The 15,227-nt window shown below is 60.3% G+C and carries 13 protein-coding genes; 8 read left to right on the top strand and 5 right to left on the bottom strand.

Translation table 11 applies throughout. The annotated features are described in order from the left end of the window. Positions 1–23 precede the first annotated feature (23 nt). Genes MOV76_RS17195 through MOV76_RS17175 form a run of 5 tightly spaced genes read left to right on the top strand, consistent with a single transcriptional unit; the run spans position 24 to position 4,408 of the window. Positions 24–896, top strand: a complete 873-nt coding sequence (locus MOV76_RS17195) for a carbohydrate ABC transporter permease (RefSeq protein WP_130715652.1) — start codon at positions 24–26, stop codon at positions 894–896. Continuing rightward, positions 896–1,705 (top strand): carbohydrate ABC transporter permease, encoded by an 810-nt coding sequence (locus MOV76_RS17190; protein WP_130718759.1) that lies wholly within the window; start codon positions 896–898, stop codon positions 1,703–1,705. Before MOV76_RS17195 ends, MOV76_RS17190 begins: the two co-directional genes overlap by 1 nt. Further along, the gene (locus MOV76_RS17185) at positions 1,702–2,802 is read left to right on the top strand and encodes an ABC transporter ATP-binding protein (RefSeq protein WP_130715651.1); all 1,101 of its coding nucleotides are present in this window, start codon (positions 1,702–1,704) and stop codon (positions 2,800–2,802) included. Before MOV76_RS17190 ends, MOV76_RS17185 begins: the two co-directional genes overlap by 4 nt. Before the next feature lie 11 nt (positions 2,803–2,813). Further along, entirely contained in the window at positions 2,814–3,569 is a 756-nt protein-coding gene (gene nagB / locus MOV76_RS17180) for a glucosamine-6-phosphate deaminase (RefSeq protein ID WP_247264945.1), read from the top strand. Further along, a complete protein-coding gene (locus MOV76_RS17175) occupies positions 3,566–4,408 on the top strand; it encodes an ROK family protein (RefSeq protein WP_247264944.1) in 843 nt (280 codons plus the stop codon). The genes nagB and MOV76_RS17175 overlap by 4 nt, the downstream gene beginning before the upstream one ends. Before the next feature lie 98 nt (positions 4,409–4,506). On the opposite strand, the gene MOV76_RS17170 is transcribed toward MOV76_RS17175, so the two are convergent. After that, complete coding sequence (locus MOV76_RS17170; protein WP_247264943.1) at positions 4,507–5,376, bottom strand: LysR family transcriptional regulator; 870 nt, start codon at positions 5,374–5,376, stop codon at positions 4,507–4,509. Positions 5,377–5,466: 90 nt separating this feature from the next. Here MOV76_RS17170 and MOV76_RS17165 point away from each other — a divergent pair, with 90 nt between their 5' ends. Further along, entirely contained in the window at positions 5,467–5,703 is a 237-nt protein-coding gene (locus tag MOV76_RS17165; RefSeq protein ID WP_247264942.1) for a hypothetical protein, read from the top strand. On the opposite strand, the gene MOV76_RS17160 is transcribed toward MOV76_RS17165, so the two are convergent. The 4 genes from MOV76_RS17160 to MOV76_RS17145 form a co-directional block, all read right to left on the bottom strand. Further along, positions 5,676–7,523 (bottom strand): methyl-accepting chemotaxis protein, encoded by a 1,848-nt coding sequence (locus MOV76_RS17160; RefSeq protein WP_247264941.1) that lies wholly within the window; start codon positions 7,521–7,523, stop codon positions 5,676–5,678. The two genes, MOV76_RS17165 and MOV76_RS17160, sit on opposite strands and share 28 nt — an antisense overlap. 258 nt (positions 7,524–7,781) lie before the next feature. Next, positions 7,782–10,313: a HAMP domain-containing methyl-accepting chemotaxis protein gene (locus MOV76_RS17155; RefSeq protein WP_018445785.1), complete on the bottom strand. Its 2,532-nt coding sequence runs from the start codon at positions 10,311–10,313 to the stop codon at positions 7,782–7,784. 311 nt (positions 10,314–10,624) lie between these two features. Further along, positions 10,625–10,768, bottom strand: a complete 144-nt coding sequence (locus MOV76_RS17150; RefSeq protein ID WP_018445786.1) for a hypothetical protein — start codon at positions 10,766–10,768, stop codon at positions 10,625–10,627. Positions 10,769–11,039: 271 nt separating this feature from the next. Beyond that, on the bottom strand, positions 11,040–12,260 hold the full coding sequence (locus MOV76_RS17145) for an NAD(P)/FAD-dependent oxidoreductase (RefSeq protein WP_047622516.1): 1,221 nt from the start codon (positions 12,258–12,260) through the stop codon (positions 11,040–11,042). 88 nt (positions 12,261–12,348) lie between these two features. Between MOV76_RS17145 and MOV76_RS17140 the strand changes: the two genes are divergently transcribed. Next, positions 12,349–13,785 (top strand): glutamine synthetase family protein, encoded by a 1,437-nt coding sequence (locus MOV76_RS17140; RefSeq protein ID WP_047622517.1) that lies wholly within the window; start codon positions 12,349–12,351, stop codon positions 13,783–13,785. A 9-nt stretch (positions 13,786–13,794) separates the two neighbouring features. Further along, positions 13,795–15,093: an FAD-binding oxidoreductase gene (locus tag MOV76_RS17135; protein ID WP_247264940.1), complete on the top strand. Its 1,299-nt coding sequence runs from the start codon at positions 13,795–13,797 to the stop codon at positions 15,091–15,093. Positions 15,094–15,227 lie beyond the last annotated feature (134 nt).

The raw sequence follows: 15,227 nt of genomic DNA, 5'->3' as shown, positions 1-15,227 counted from the left end.
GTGGCTACACTGCGGGGAGAATTATGCTCAACGACGCGACAAAGCTTTTCTATCAGCCGGTGGTTGCTTTTTTCGGCGCAGTCTCGGTGGTCATCACGATCTACGTCGTGTGGCTGACATTCCACGATATCAGCCTGATGCGGCCCGGACAGGAACGGTTCATTGGACTGGACAACTACTTGCGGCTTTTGCTCGACCCACGCGGTCTCAATGCTCTCTGGCGCACGGTCCTTTTCACGGTGCTGGCCACGACGATTGAACTGATCATCGGCCTTTTTGTCGCCTTGCTGCTCGACCGGGAATTTCATGGCAAGAAGGTTGCGCGAGCTATCATGCTCGTGCCCATCGTCATGACGCCCATCGTGGTTGGGCTGACATGGCGTTTCATGTTCGACCCGTCGAGCGGTATGGCGAACTACCTCCTGTCCCTGCTTCATCTCGGTCCGTTCGATTGGCTTGGCAACCCAAACTTCGCCCTGTTCTCAGTGATGATTGCCGACATCTGGCAATGGACACCCTTTGTCGTACTCTTGACGATGGCATCACTGGAATCGCTGCCGGGCGATCCGCAAAACGCCGCGCGTGTCGACGGCGCCCGGGAGTGGCAGGTTCTCTGGCACATCACCTTACCGGCGCTTCACCGTGCGCTTCTTGTCGTCGCCCTGATCCGGGCCATCGACAGCGTGAAGACCTTTGACATCTTCTACATCATGACGCGCGGCGGGCCAGCGCTATCGACGGAAACGCTCAATCTCTACGGCTATATTTCGGCATTCACCAATTTCGACATTTCCTACGCGCTGACCATTGCCATGGTGTTGACGATCTTCACCAATGTCGCGCTGCTGTTGCTGTACAACCTTGCCTTCAAGGCCCAAGCACGGGGAGCCGTATGATGCGCAAAATGGCCTTCTATATCGCCATCCTCGTTCTCATCGTGGTCGTGCTGTTTCCGCTCTACTGGGTAGTCGTCACATCGGTAAAGACGACGAAGGACGCCTTTGCGATCCCGCCGGTTTGGTTCTTCGAACCGACCTGGGAGAACTACCAACGCATTCTCAACAATGGCGTCTTCATTCGCGCCTTCATGAACAGCGTCCTTATCTCCATTACGGCAAGCGCTATATCGGTCGCGATCGGTGCACTTGTCGCCTATGGGCTCGTGGCACAGGAAGAACCGGTGCGCCGCAGCAATGAAAAGTTCGTGCTGAGCCTCAGGATAGCACCACCGCTGATCTTCATCATTCCCACGTATTTTCTAGCCGCGCAGTTGAAATTGCTCAACAATCACTGGGTGATCATTGCGGTCTACGCCTTCATCAATGTGCCCTTTGCCATATCGCTGCTCATCACCTTCTTCGAGGACATACCGAAGGAGCTGCGCGACGCGGCAAAAGTGGACGGCGCGCGCGAATTGACGATCTTCTGGAACGTGTTCCTGCCGGTTGCCAAGGGCGGCATCGTCGCGACGATGATCCTGTGTGTGCTGTTTACCTGGAATGAGTTCTTCATCGCCCTCGTCCTGACCGGGCGGGACACCCAGACACTGCCCGTCAGTATCACCTCGTTCCTGACTTTTCAGGGGGTGCAGTGGGGACCGCTGACGGCAGCCGCAACACTTGTCATGCTGCCGATGCTTGTTCTCGGCATGTTGGTTCAAGGCCAGGTCGTACGTGGCATGTCACTCGGAAGTATAAAAGGATGACCGGAATGATCCAGGCCAGCAAGCAGTCGCTTTCCCTACGGAAAATCACCAAATCCTATGGCCCGATCTCCGTGCTGAAAGGGATTGATGTCGAGGTCGATGAAGGCGAATTCGTCGTCCTTCTCGGCCCCTCCGGCTGCGGGAAATCCACCCTGCTGCATGCGATCGCGGGTCTGCATCCGATCGACGCGGGAGAAATCGTGATCGAGGGTCGACCAGTGACACACATCCCGACACGGGAGCGCGATGTCGCAATGGTGTTCCAATCCTATGCGCTCTACCCGAACATGACGGTTGCGCAGAATATCGGCTTTCCGCTGCGGATGCGCAAACTCTCGCGTGAGACAATTTCGCAAAGGGTGTCCGAGGTCGCACGCCTCTTGCAAATTGAACCGCTTCTCGAGCGGAAGCCGCGCGAGCTTTCGGGTGGCCAGCGCCAGCGTGTTGCCATCGGACGGGCTCTTGTGCGCGACCCGAAGATTTTCCTCTTTGACGAGCCGCTGTCGAATCTCGATGCGACGTTGCGTGTCGAGACACGCGCCGAGATCAAGAGACTGCACGAGCGCGTCGGAAAGACAATGGTCTATGTGACCCACGACCAGATCGAGGCCATGACACTAGCGACCAGAATTGTCGTGATGAACAAGGGCGATATTCAGCAGATCGGCTCGCCCTATGAGATCTATCACAAACCGGCCAACACCTTTGTGGCCCGGTTCGTCGGCTCGCCGTCCATGCAGTTTATCAGCGGCCGCCTTGTTATGGATGGGACTGCAGTGATCTTCACGGATGGAAAGGATTGGAAACTGCCTCTTCCGCTCCCAGGACTTTCCGAAGGCATTTCGGGAGACGTCATCCTTGGTTTGCGGCCGGAACACATAAAGCTGGCCCGTCACGATGAGGAGGGTCATGACGCCATCGTCGACCTAGTCGAGTCGACAGGCCCTGAGGACAACGTCACTTTATCGATCAACGGACAGACGGCGACAGCCAGGCTGGAAACCGGGAGCACCGCCCCTGGGCAGACGATCAAGGTACAGATAGCGGCCGAGAAAGCGTCCGTTTTCGACGCCAAGACTGGACAGCGCCTGAATTGAACGGAAAAACCATGGAAATCATCGTCAAGGATACGGTCGACGAAGCCTCTGCCATCGTCGTGGAAATTCTGCTCCGGCAAGTCGAAGAAAAGCCGGACAGCGCGCTCGGTTTGCCGACGGGAGCGACGCCCCTTGGAGTGTACGCTCGTCTGATTGAGGACTTTCGAAATGGCCGTGGTTGCTACAATCGTGCCCACGCCTTCAACCTTGATGAGTATCTTGGGATTTCGGGCACGGACACTGCATCTTATGCCTTCTACATGCGTGAAAACCTGTTCCGGCACATCGATTTCATGCAGCGACATATCCATATTCCAGACGGTTCGGCTGCGGATGCGAGCGCGGAGGCCAAGCGCTACGAAACGCAGATTGCAGCGCGTGGAGGCATCGACCTGATGTTTCTCGGCCTTGGCCGCAACGCCCACATCGGCTTTAACGAACCGGGATCTCCGCATGACACCCGCACCCGGCGGGTTGCGCTGACAGCCTCGACGATGGAAGCCAATGCGCGCTATTTCGAGCCGGGCGCACGCCAACCCACGCATGCCATCACGATGGGAATCGGCACTATTCTAGAATCGCGGAAAATCGTTGTTCTGGCGACCGGCATCGAGAAGGCCAGCGCGGTTGCGGCAAGCCTTGCAGGGCCAATAACAGATGCCGTTCCCGGCTCCGCGCTCGCACGCCATGCCCATACGACCATTGTGCTGGACAGGGACGCCGCCCACGAGCTTGATCGCATACTGGCGTTGGAGATTGACGCGTGACGAGGCCGGTGCTTGCCATCGATATCGGTGGAACAAAAACGATGACGGCGCTCGTGTCTGACGGCGAGGTCCTTGGGGAGGTGACCGTTCCAACACAGCGTTCTGACGGACCAGATACCTGGCTCACCAACGCCCACGCTGCTGCGGAGCGTTGGTATGGTGAATATGACGCAATCGGCCTTGCGGTGACCGGCTTCATCCGCAATGGGCTTTGGTCCGCCATGAACCCAGAGACATTGGGGATACCCGAAAACTACCCGCTGGTCGAAAAGACATCGGCTTTGTTTGGCGTGCACGCACTCGCAATGAACGACGCCCAGGCGGCAGCGTGGGGTGAGTATCGCTATGGCGCCGGTTCAGGCGGCGATCTTGTCTTCCTGACGGTATCGACGGGCGTGGGCGGAGGCATCGTGGTCAACGGCCGGCCCCTCGGCGGCCTTGCCGGACATTTTGGCTTGATGCAAAGTTTTGGTGATAGCTCCTCTTATCTAGAGGACCAAGTGTCCGGGCGCTGGATGCAGGCAGAAGCCGCGCGACAGGGATTTGGCGCCATGCCCGCCCCCGACATTTTTAATGCTGCGCGGAATGACGAAACTTGGGCGAAAGCGATCGTTACACGATCTGCGTGCGGGATCGCCATGCTTTGCCGGGATATTCAACTGATACTGGATCCCGCGGAGATTGTGATTGGAGGTGGGGTCGGCCTTGCTGAAGGCTATCTCGATCTGGTTCGCGATCTCAGCATTCAAGTCCCTTCCACCATAAGATCGAACATAGTACCCGCTAAACTGGCTGCGCAGGCTGGAGTCATCGGAATTGCCGATCTTGCAGGCCGATAACTTCTCCCGGATGATCAGGCTACCGAAGTGACAAATCGCGCTGATCGCAGAATGATAGAGCGTCCTTAGCGCGTCTGAAAAGACGCGCTAAGGACGCTCTAGCCGCGGCTCGGTCGTTTTCCGGCGAAGAGATCGGCATAACTTTTGATGAGCTTGGTCATGCGGTCGGCGACCGTGCGGATCTCCGGGCGATGACGATCCTCGGCATTCATGACGATCCATTGCCGGTGGCGCAATTCTGGCAACTCGCCGCCCTGCCGCTGCAATTCGGGGTGGAGATCGCCGACGAAACAGGGAAGCACGGTCTTGCCGGCGCCGGCGCGCACCAGATCCGGCAGCGAACGCGGCCGATTGACGGTGGCGACGATCCCTGTCGCGGCATGGGCGTGCGGCCAGCGCAGATAGGCCGATATCGCCTCATCCGCGGCGACTGCAATCCAGCGCTCGTCGGTCTCGGCAGCGTTGCGCCTGATATAGACGGCATAGGCCACCTCCCCAAGCTGACGTGCGGCGAGATTGGCCTCTTCAGGCTCGAAGGCGCGAATGCCGATATCGCTCTCGCGATAGGCAAGGCTTGCCCGCGCCTCGCCGATGGTGAGCGAAATGGCGAAGGCATCGCCCGGCATGCGGATTGCGGCGAAATTCTCCGTCAACAGCCAGGCGACCCAGGTGCCGGCGGCAATCCTGACGGTCGTGCCGCCCTCGCCGGATTGCCGCCACGCCTCGACCTTGCGGGCGGCGGCTTCCATTTCCTGAAGGTGATCGAGCAGCGCCTGACCATCCGGGGTCAGACGGTATCCGGTCTGGCTGCGGACAAACAATGCACGGCCGATCTCCTGTTCGAGATCGAGCATGCGCCGGCCGACGGTCGCAGGACTAAGCCCGCTTGCGGTGCTTGCTCCCGTCAACCCGCCGAGCCGGGCGACCTGCAGGAAAAGCTGATAGGAATCCCAATTTGCGTTTTTCATTAATGAAAAACATAGCGGGATTTTCCCCGTTTATAAAGAGAAATTCGATGCCTAGATCAGCTGATGTCTTACACAGGAAAGGACATCGTCATGATCGACATGATCACCATCGCAGGCACCATCGGCTATCGGCACTCTCCCAAGCGATGCGGTTGCAAGGCGGACGAGGATAGATTCTACGCCGATTTCGGAAACAGCAGCCTCATTGGCTTCGCCGCCTGGCTGACGTCGCTCGATCTCAACCTGGGAAGGCGCCGCAAGGCCGCGGCGCATTCCCGTGGCAGCTGCGGCTGCGCGGTTCAGGCGACTTTTCTTGCCCCGAGATGAGCCGGTGCGGATTCTGCGACGATGCGGAAACGCTCGATCAGCGCCATCAGCGTGTCGGCCTCGCCGGCGAGCAGGCGGCTTGCCTGCGTTGTCTCGGCAACCATCGACGCGTTCTTCTGGGTCATCTGGTCCATGGCGTTGACCGAACCGTTGACCTCCTGCAGCGCGGCCGACTGATCGCGGCTGGCCGTGGCGATGGTCTCGACATGGCCGCTGATTGCGATGATCTCCTGGCTGATCGAAGCAAGGACACTGCCGGTCTTCTGGACCAGTTCGGAACCTGCCGTCACTTCCCGGCTCGATGTCTCGATCAGCGACTTGATCTCGCGCGCCGCATCGGCCGAACGCTGGGCGAGTTCGCGGACTTCCTGGGCGACGACGGCAAACCCCTTGCCTGCCTCGCCGGCGCGTGCCGCCTCGATGCCGGCGTTCAGCGCCAGAAGATTGGTCTGGAAGGCGATGTCGTCGATCACCTCGATGATCTGCTCGATGCGCTGCGAGGCCTGCTCGATGCGCTCCATGGCGGAGACGGCATCGCCGACGACGGCGCCGGAATTGTCGGCGGTCTTCTTGGTCGCGGCCACGACATTGTTGGCTTCCCGGGCCCGCTCGGCGGAAGAACGAACCGTCACGGTGATCTCCTCCACCGCGGCCGCGGTCTCCTCAAGGCTCGCCGCCTGCGCCTCGGTGCGCTTCGAAAGTTCGCCGGCAGAGGCGGAGACGGCGCCGCTGCTGCGCTGGATGCTCGAGGCGCTGTCGCGGATGCCGGACAGCGTATCCTGGAGCCGCAGAAGGGAAGCGTTGAAATCAACGCGCAACTGCTCCAGCCGGCCGACGAAGGGCGTGCCGATCGTCTGCGAGACATCGCCCTGCGACAGGCGCCCGCGGCCGGCGGCAAGCTGGTTGACGGCAAAGTCGATCTGGCCGTCGAGCGAGCGCTTGTCGGCATCGTTCCTGGCGCGTTCGGCATCGCTCAAGGCGCGCTGTTCGGCGGCCTGGGTTTCCAGATCGCGCCTTGCGCGGGCGCTGTCGCGGAAAAGCGCCAGGGCCCGGCCGATGTCGCCGAACTCGTTCTTCTTTTCGATACAGGGGATCGCTCCCTCGAGATCGCCCGCGGAAATCGAGTGGACGCTCGTCGTCAGCGCCTGCAAAGGCTTCACCGACAGGCGGATCGCATAGAAGGCGAGAACGCCGACGATGAGCATGACGATGGCGCCGACGCCGAGAACCAGCATCTGCAGCTCATACATGCGCTGGTAATAGAGCTCCATCGGAATGCCGATGAAGAGAATGCCGACATTGGCGTTCGAGGCGTTCTTGATGGGGAAATAACCGGTCATGAACTTGCGGCCGAAAAGCTCCGCCGGTCCGTAATAGGCTTCCCCCCTGGCGAGAACCGGCTGGGCCGGGTGCTCGGCGACCAGCTTGGTGCCGACGGCGCGGTCGCCGTTTTCCTTCTTGACGTTCGTGGAGATGCGGACGTAGTCGCCACCCTGCTTTTGGAAGATGGTCGCAACGCCGGCGATCGACTGCGCGGTGCGGTCAACCAGCGAATGATCGGCAAGGGCCGGAATGGCGTCTTCGGTGACGGCGGAGAGCTGATTGCCTTTCAATTCGATCTTTGCAGCCTGATCGGCTGCGCCGTAGAGGACAGCCATCGCACGGGCGGCATCCCTGGCGTCGGAGACGGCCCCGTCCATGACCTGATGGCTCAGATTGTAATAGGTCACGCCGACGATGGCGGCCGTGCTGATGGCCAACAGAAACAGCGTGATCGCAACGATCTGGCGTACGATCGACGTAGAGAAAAGGCGCAGCATCGAGACCCCCGGGAGATAAACCAAGGTTAAATTAGACTAAAAGCGTTAAGGAAGATTCTCCGCAAATCATGGCTGTCGGAGATATTCATCGCCTCGTTTCCAAGCGTTTTCCGATTAGCCCGGCGTGATAGGCTGCCCGGCATTCGAGCTATTATTCCATCGTTCAAATCTTCTCAATCGAGGCGCTGTTTTTCAGAATAAAGAAAAACGGCCCCGGAAAGTCCGGGGCCGTTCGCATGAAGACGGATCGATCGATGATCAGGCGGCGCGGTAGACCGGCGCGGCGGCCGCCTCGCCGTCGATCTTGAACTGCTGGATGAGCCGGCGCAGCGAATCGGCCTCGTCGGCCAGTTCGCGGCTGGCGGCGGTTGTTTCCTCCACCATGGCGGCGTTCTGCTGCGTCATCTGGTCCATCTGGTTGACGGTCGCGTTGACGCTCTGCAGCGCGTTGGACTGGTCGTGGCTGGCGCGGGCGATCATCTCGACATGCTGGCTGATCGTGACGATCTGGGCGCTGATCTTGGCGAGCACCGTGCCGGTCTCCTGCACGAATTGCGAGCCGGAATTGACCTCGTTGGTCGACTTGTTGATCAGCCCCTTGATCTCCTGCGCCGCGGCGGCGGAGCGCTGGGCCAGTTCGCGGACCTCCATCGCAACCACCGCGAAGCCCTTGCCGGCTTCACCGGCGCGCGCTGCCTCGATGCCGGCGTTGAGCGCCAGGAGGTTGGTCTGGAAGGCGATCTCGTCGATGACGCCGATGATCTGCTCGATCTGGCGCGAGGCATCCTCGATGCGGCCCATCGCGTCGATCGCATTGCTGACGACGACGGCGGAATCGTCGGCGCTGCGCTTGGCCTGGCGGACGATCTGGTCGGCATCCTTGGCGCGTTCGGCCGACGAACGGACCGTGACGGTGATTTCATCGACGGCGGCCGCGGTCTCTTCGAGCGAGGCAGCCTGCTGTTCAGTGCGCTTGGAGAGGTCCTCGGCGGACTGGGCCATCTGGTTGCCGTTGCCCTGGATCAGTTCGACATTGTCGCGGATCTGGCTCATCGTCGCCTGCAGGCGCATCATCGAACCGTTGAAATCCTGGCGCAGCTGTTCGAGACGGCCGATGAAGGGCGTTTCGATCGTCGTCGAGATATCGCCCTGCGACATGCGTTCGAGGCCGGCGGCGAGTGCGTTGACCGCAAATTCGATCTGACGATCCATCTCGCGCTTTTCGGCGTCGTTGCGCTGGCGCTCGTGTTCGGCGGCGGCGCGTTCCTCGTCGCTCTGCTCCTCGATGCGGATCTTCGAGATGGCGTTTTCCTTGAAGATGCCGAGCGCGCGGGCCATGTCGCCGATTTCATCGTGGCGCTGCTCGCCGGAGATGCTGGTGTCCAGCGCGCCTTCGGCGATGCGGCGCATGGCGGCGGTGATATGGCTGATCGGGCGCTGCAGCGTCAGCACCAGGGCAATGCCGCCGAGGATCGACAACAGGATGCCGAGACCGGTGGTCATGACGGAGATGCTGTTTGCCTGGGTGCGCTCGGTGCCGGCCGTCTGCTTCTGCAGCTCGGCGAAATCAGTCAGCTTTTTCCAGATCTGGTCGAGCTCCTGGCGGGCGGCGGCATAGGCGGTGACGCGCTCGCCGATCGTGTCGACGATCTTGGAGCCGCCGCCGGAGATGATGTCGAGCGCCGGCTGGATCGCGCCTGATATGCCTTCGGCAAAACCCATGCCCTTGGCGCTGGTGATCAGTACCTGCATGTCCTTGCCGAGCGTGCCGGCCTGCTGCTGCAGACGCACGAGATTTTCCTTGCTGGAGTCGGCGAGAAAGTCGGAAAGAACGATCTGCAGCGAATAGACGGAATTTTCGAGACGCCTCGTATCCTGCAGGACCGAGTTGGCCTGGGCAATCCGGCCGTCGAGCGCGGCGAATTCCTGGGTCGCGTCACGCATTTTCTGCGTGGCGGTCAGCTGCGTATAGGTCGAGGTCTGGCGGAAGCGCGAAACCAGGCGGCCGAGTTCGGTGGCGGTCTCGTCGGTCGGATTGGGCGTCTGGACGATCGCCTTGATTCCGTCGATGGTCGCAGCCAGCGCGTCGATGACATTCTTCTGATTGCTCGGAACCGAGATGGCGATCAGACGCTGCGATTTGATGATCTCCGGCATCTGTTCGTTGATGAAGGCGATCTTGTCCTGCGGTGTCTGCGGCTTGCTGAAGCCGCTGGCGACGGTGCCGAGAAAATCGCCGCCCTTCAACAGGCGGTCGGCCGTGCGAAGGGTGCTGGTGGCGGCGCTCTCGTCGCTCTGGACTGTACTCTGCAATTCCTCGGCCTGGTAGGACACGGTGAAGCGGGTGCTGATCACGCTCTTCTGCGCTGCATCGATCTGCTCATGCAATGCCCGCTCCTGCTCGTGCAGCGCCCAGAGCTTGTCGACGACGCCCGAAATGTCCTTGGTGCGGCGCGATGCCTCCGCAAGGCTGTCGCGACCGGCGGCCTCATCACCAACCTGGTTCAGCGTCTGGTCGAGCACGCCTTGCTGGGTCTTCAGATCCGCGAGCAGCTTGTCGCGCGCCTCAGGGCTGGTGACGCGCAGGAAATCGTCCATCGAACCATAGAGATCTTTGAAGCCGCTGAGCGACTGCAGCACGCTGTTGGATATTTCCATGCGGCCCTGCAGCAGCCCCGAAGCGTAGAGGCCCGTCAGGCCCACCGCCGAAATGGTGACGACGAAAGGCAGAACGAAGATCAGGACTTTCGTCTTGATCCTGAAACGGGAAAGAATCTTGTCAATCAACATGGCGTTCCGGGCCTTTCATACACCACTCCTCCCGCAGGCAGCCACATGGCGCCAGCCGGGTGCACATCGAGCTATTCTTAGTTACATTGGGGAACCCGGAGGCCAGGCGGCAGTCATTGCCAGTTCATGTCCAAGCAACTTGGAGATGCCCAAATATTCGCGAGCAATTGTGTCAGATTAGATATTAATTTTCGGATAAGCTGTTATGGCGGGTTAAGCCAAGGCAGTGAAATAGTTGCAAATTATGGGCCGCGACGCCGCGGTGCGACAATAGCCACGTCGCAACGTTCGTTCCAGGTCTGCGGACAGGATTAGATGAAGTGCGAGAGCAGCAGCGCGATGCTGGCGGCGGTGGCGCCGACTGCCAGCATCAGATAACGCAGGGCGACCATTCGAGCGTTCGGCTTTGCCTCGGCAATTGCGATGGCGCGGGCGCGTCGTGTGTTTCTGGTCATGGTCGAAACCTCACTTCTCTCTGACACAACAACAATCCAACAAATCGGCTTGCCGGTAAAGCTTAATTTAGGAACGACCTTACAAACCGCCAATTGAGACAGGATGGCGCACCTCTATTAAAAAGTCTTGAATCGGCTTTTCTAAAGCACGTCGCGTCGAATCGGAATCATGCGACGCGCTTTAGGTCTTTGCTTTCTGATCAGCGCTGTGCTCCTCGGCCTCATGCAAGTCGTTATCCCAAAACCGCTGCGCACTTTTGGGCGACATGCATCAGGCCCATTCACCGGCGGCAAAACCGGAGGCCCAGGCCCACTGGAAATTATAGCCGCCAAGCCAGCCGGTGACGTCGACGCATTCACCGATGAAATAAAGGCCGGGCACAGCTTTTGCTTCCATGCTGCGTGAATCGAGCGCTGCCGTGTCGATGCCGCCGAGCGTCACTTCGGCGGTGCGATAACCTTCCGAGCCGGACGGTTTGACCGCCCAATTCTGGGCGCCGGCGGCAAGACGCAGCAGCGCCTTGTCAGGCAGGTCGGCCATATTGCCGGAGATTTTCTCGCGCTCCACGAGAAACTGTGCCAGCCGCTTCGGCAGGATATCGCCAAGGGCTGTCTGTGGCGACTGGCGGCCATTGAGCTGCTTTGCCGTCTTCAAATGCGCCGCAATATCGATATCCGGTTCGATGGCGACCACGATCTCGTCGCCCTCGCGCCAATGGGAGGAAATCTGCAGGATGGCCGGGCCGCTCAGCCCGCGATGGGTGAACAGCAGCGCTTCGCGGAAGGCGGTCCTGCCATGGCGAATTTCGGCCCGGGCGGCGATGCCGGCGAGCGGGGCGATGCTTTCCAGCAGGCCGGGGTCGAGCGTCAGCGGCACGAGGCCGGGTCGGGTTTCGAGCACGGCCAAGCCGAACTGCTCGGCGAGGCGATAGGCAAAGCCGGTGGCACCCATCTTCGGGATCGACTTACCGCCGGCGGCGACGATCAGCGACGATGCTTCATAATGACCTTCGCCGGTCGATACCCGGAAGCCGACTTCGGTCTTTTCGACACCTGATATCTCGGTGCCGAGATGCAGCATTGCACCGGCCATGCGCATCTCCGCCAGCAGCATGCGGATGATGTCTTTGGCGCTATCGTCGCAGAAAAGCTGGCCGAGCGTCTTTTCGTGCCAGGCAATGCCATGGCGGTCGACCATGGCGATGAAATCGGCAGGTGTGAAACGGGCAAGCGCCGATTTGCAGAAATGCGGATTGGCGGAGAGGAAATTCTTCGGTCCGGCATGGATATTGGTGAAATTGCAGCGGCCGCCGCCCGATATGCGGATCTTCTCGCCAGGCGCCCTGGCATGGTCGAGGACCACGACCGAGCGACCGCGTTTTCCCGCGCCAATGGCCGCCATCATGCCCGCCGCCCCGGCGCCGATGACGATGACGTCGCTTTTGCGCTGCAAATCCGTTTCCCCGATCAAAATCACGTCTTCTTTTTCCATCAAAGGGCGAAAGTCAACGTTTGCCACCCCTCGCCAATTGGCAAAGTCTGGTTATGATGGTGCCACGATCAACACAAACCGGTGTGTCATGTCCCCAAAAAAGACGACGCTGAAACCTGCCAGAAACGTACCCGCCTCGAAGAAAACTCCCCCGGAACCCGGATCCCTGCGTGGCGTTGCGAACTGGAAGGAAGCAGCGCGGTGGCTGAGGGACAGAGGCATCGAAGACATCGAATGCATCACGCCGGACCTTGCCGGCGTTGCGCGCGGCAAGATGATGCCGAGCTCGAAATTCACCTCGAACACGTCGCTGGCACTGCCTTCGGCAATCTATCGGCATACGATATCGGGCGAATATCCCGACGAGACGGAGAGCTTCCGCTACGAGCCGCGCGACAGCGACCTGAAGCTGATGCCCGATCTTTCGACGCTTTCGGTCGTGCCCTGGGAGACCGACCCGACGGCGCAGGTGATCTGCGATATTGTCGATTCGGACGGCGGCGAAGTGCCCTATACGCCGCGCAACGTGCTGAAGCGCATCATGAGTCTTTATCACGAGCGCGGCTGGAAACCGATCGTGGCGCCTGAGATCGAATTCTATCTCGTCGCCAAGAACGACGATCCCGACTATCCGCTGCACCCGCCCAAAGGCCGGTCCGGCCGCTCGATCCTCGGCGGCCAGGGCTATTCGATCGCCGGCATCAATGAGTTCGACGAGCTGATCGACGACGTTTATCATTTCTCGGAGAAGCAGGGGCTGGAGATCGATACGCTGATCCACGAAGAGGGACCGGCGCAGCTCGAGATCAACCTGCGCCACGGCAATCCGATCGAACTTGCCGACCAGGTGTTCCTGTTCAAGCGGACGATCCGCGAGGCAGCGCTGAAGCACGACATCTACGCGACTTTCATGGCCAAGCCGATGCAGGGTCAGCCGGGTTCGGCGATGCATATCCATCAGTCGGTGGTCAATATCGAGACGGGCACGAACATCTTCTCCAATCCCGACGGATCGGCTTCGAAGGAATTCTTCCATTTCATCGGCGGCATGCAGAAATTCGTGCCAAGCGCGATGGCGATGCTTGCGCCCTATGTGAATTCCTACCGGCGCCTGCAGCCGGATATGTCCTGCCCCGTCAACAATGCCTGGGGCTACGACAACCGGACGACGGCCTTCCGCGTTCCGGTTTCCGATCCACAGGCGCGGCGCGTTGAAAACCGGCTGCCGAGCTCGGACGCCAACCCCTACCTCGCACTCGCCGCCTCGCTCGCCTCCGGCCTGCTCGGCATCATGAAGGAGATCGAGCCGACGGCGCCGACCGAGGATTCGGCCAATGAGGGCTCGATCGATCTGCCGCGCGGCCTGCTGGAAGCCGTGGCGCTGCTCGAGGACGAACCCGCTTTCGAGGAGATGTTCGGCAAGCAGTTCATCGGCCTTTATGCCGGCGTCAAGCGCGGCGAGTTCGAAACCTTCATGCAGGTGATCAGCCCCTGGGAGCGGGAATTCCTTCTGCTCAACGTGTGAGGGACTATCATGGCATTGCAGGAGACATGGCAGAGCCCGATCGCGCCCGGGCTGTCCTGGTATCAGGCAACCGTCGGGGAGCGGCCGACCTATGCCGCTCTCGACGGCTCGAGAACATGTGACGTCGCCATCGTCGGCGGCGGCTATACCGGACTGCAGGCCGCCTATAATCTTGCCAAATCAGGCGTTTCGGTGGTGCTGATCGAGGCCTGCCGCTTCGGCGACGGGGCGTCCGGGCGCAATGGCGGCCAACTCGGCACCGGCCAGCGATGGTGGCCGGAAGAACTCGAGGAGAAGATCGGCTACGAACGCTCGAAGGCGCTGTTCGATCTTGCCGAGGCGGCTAAACGCCATCTCATCGATTTCGCCCGCGAGCATCAGATCGAGATCGACTATGTGCCCGGCCAGCTCAACGTCGCACATAAGGCGAGCTACAAACGCGCCTATTACGAAAATGCCGAGATCGCCGCCTTCCGCTACGACTATCCGCATCTGCGCTTCATGGACGAGAAGGAAACGCAGGAAAGGCTCGGCTCGAAGCGTTTCCATTGCGGCGTGCGCGATGTCGGCACCGGCCACATCCATCCGCTGAAGCTGCTGGTCGGGCTGGCGCAGGTCGCTGCCAATGCCGGTGCTGAAATCTTCGAGATGACCAAGGCAACGGCGATCCGCCAGGGCGGCGGCAAGGTGACGATCGAAACCGAAAGGGGAACGATCACCACTGAGCGCGCGCTAATCGCCTGCGACGGCTATATCGATGGCCTCGAACCAGTGACGGCAAGCCATGTCATGCCAATCCGCTCCTTCATCGGCGCCACGGCGCCGCTCGACGGGCATCCCGGTGTGCTGCCGGGGGGCGAGGCTGTGGCCGATTCGCGCTTCGTCGTGCGCTACTTCCGCAAATTCGGGGACGGCCGCCTGCTGTTCGGCGGACGCGAGGCCTATACGTCGGACAACCCGCGGGACATTTCTGAGCACATCCGCCGGCAGATCGCCGAGATCTATCCTGACCTGAAGAACATTGACATCACCCATGCCTGGGGCGGCAGCGTCGGCATCACCATGCCGCGTCAGCTCTTCGTGCGCGAGGTCATGCCCGGGGTCATCTCGATCGGCGGTTATTCCGGCCATGGCGTCATGCTGTCAAACTACTGTGGCAAGCTCTATGCGGAAACGGTGCTTGGAAAATCCGGCGATCTCGATCTCTTCACATCGCTCGATATTCCCGCCTTTCCCGGCGGGGCCCGCATGCGCGCACCGTTGCTTTTCCTCGCCTTGTCGTGGTTTGCACTTCGCGACAAGTTTTAGTCCGATTGCGGATTTCCTCTTCCGGAAATTCGCTCTAAAACCGGTTCCTGAGAGATTCATTGCACTGCACACTGGCTTTTTTAAATCGATTAGATTAAAAGGGCCGCCAACCAGCCTTGATTGAGAGACAAGCT

The sequence above is a fragment of the Rhizobium sp. PRIMUS64 genome, from assembly GCF_023006465.1.
Taxonomy (GTDB): domain Bacteria; phylum Pseudomonadota; class Alphaproteobacteria; order Rhizobiales; family Rhizobiaceae; genus Rhizobium; species Rhizobium leguminosarum.
The sequence above is the reverse complement of the archived record's forward strand: the minus strand, read 5'-3'. Positions and strand labels throughout refer to the sequence as shown.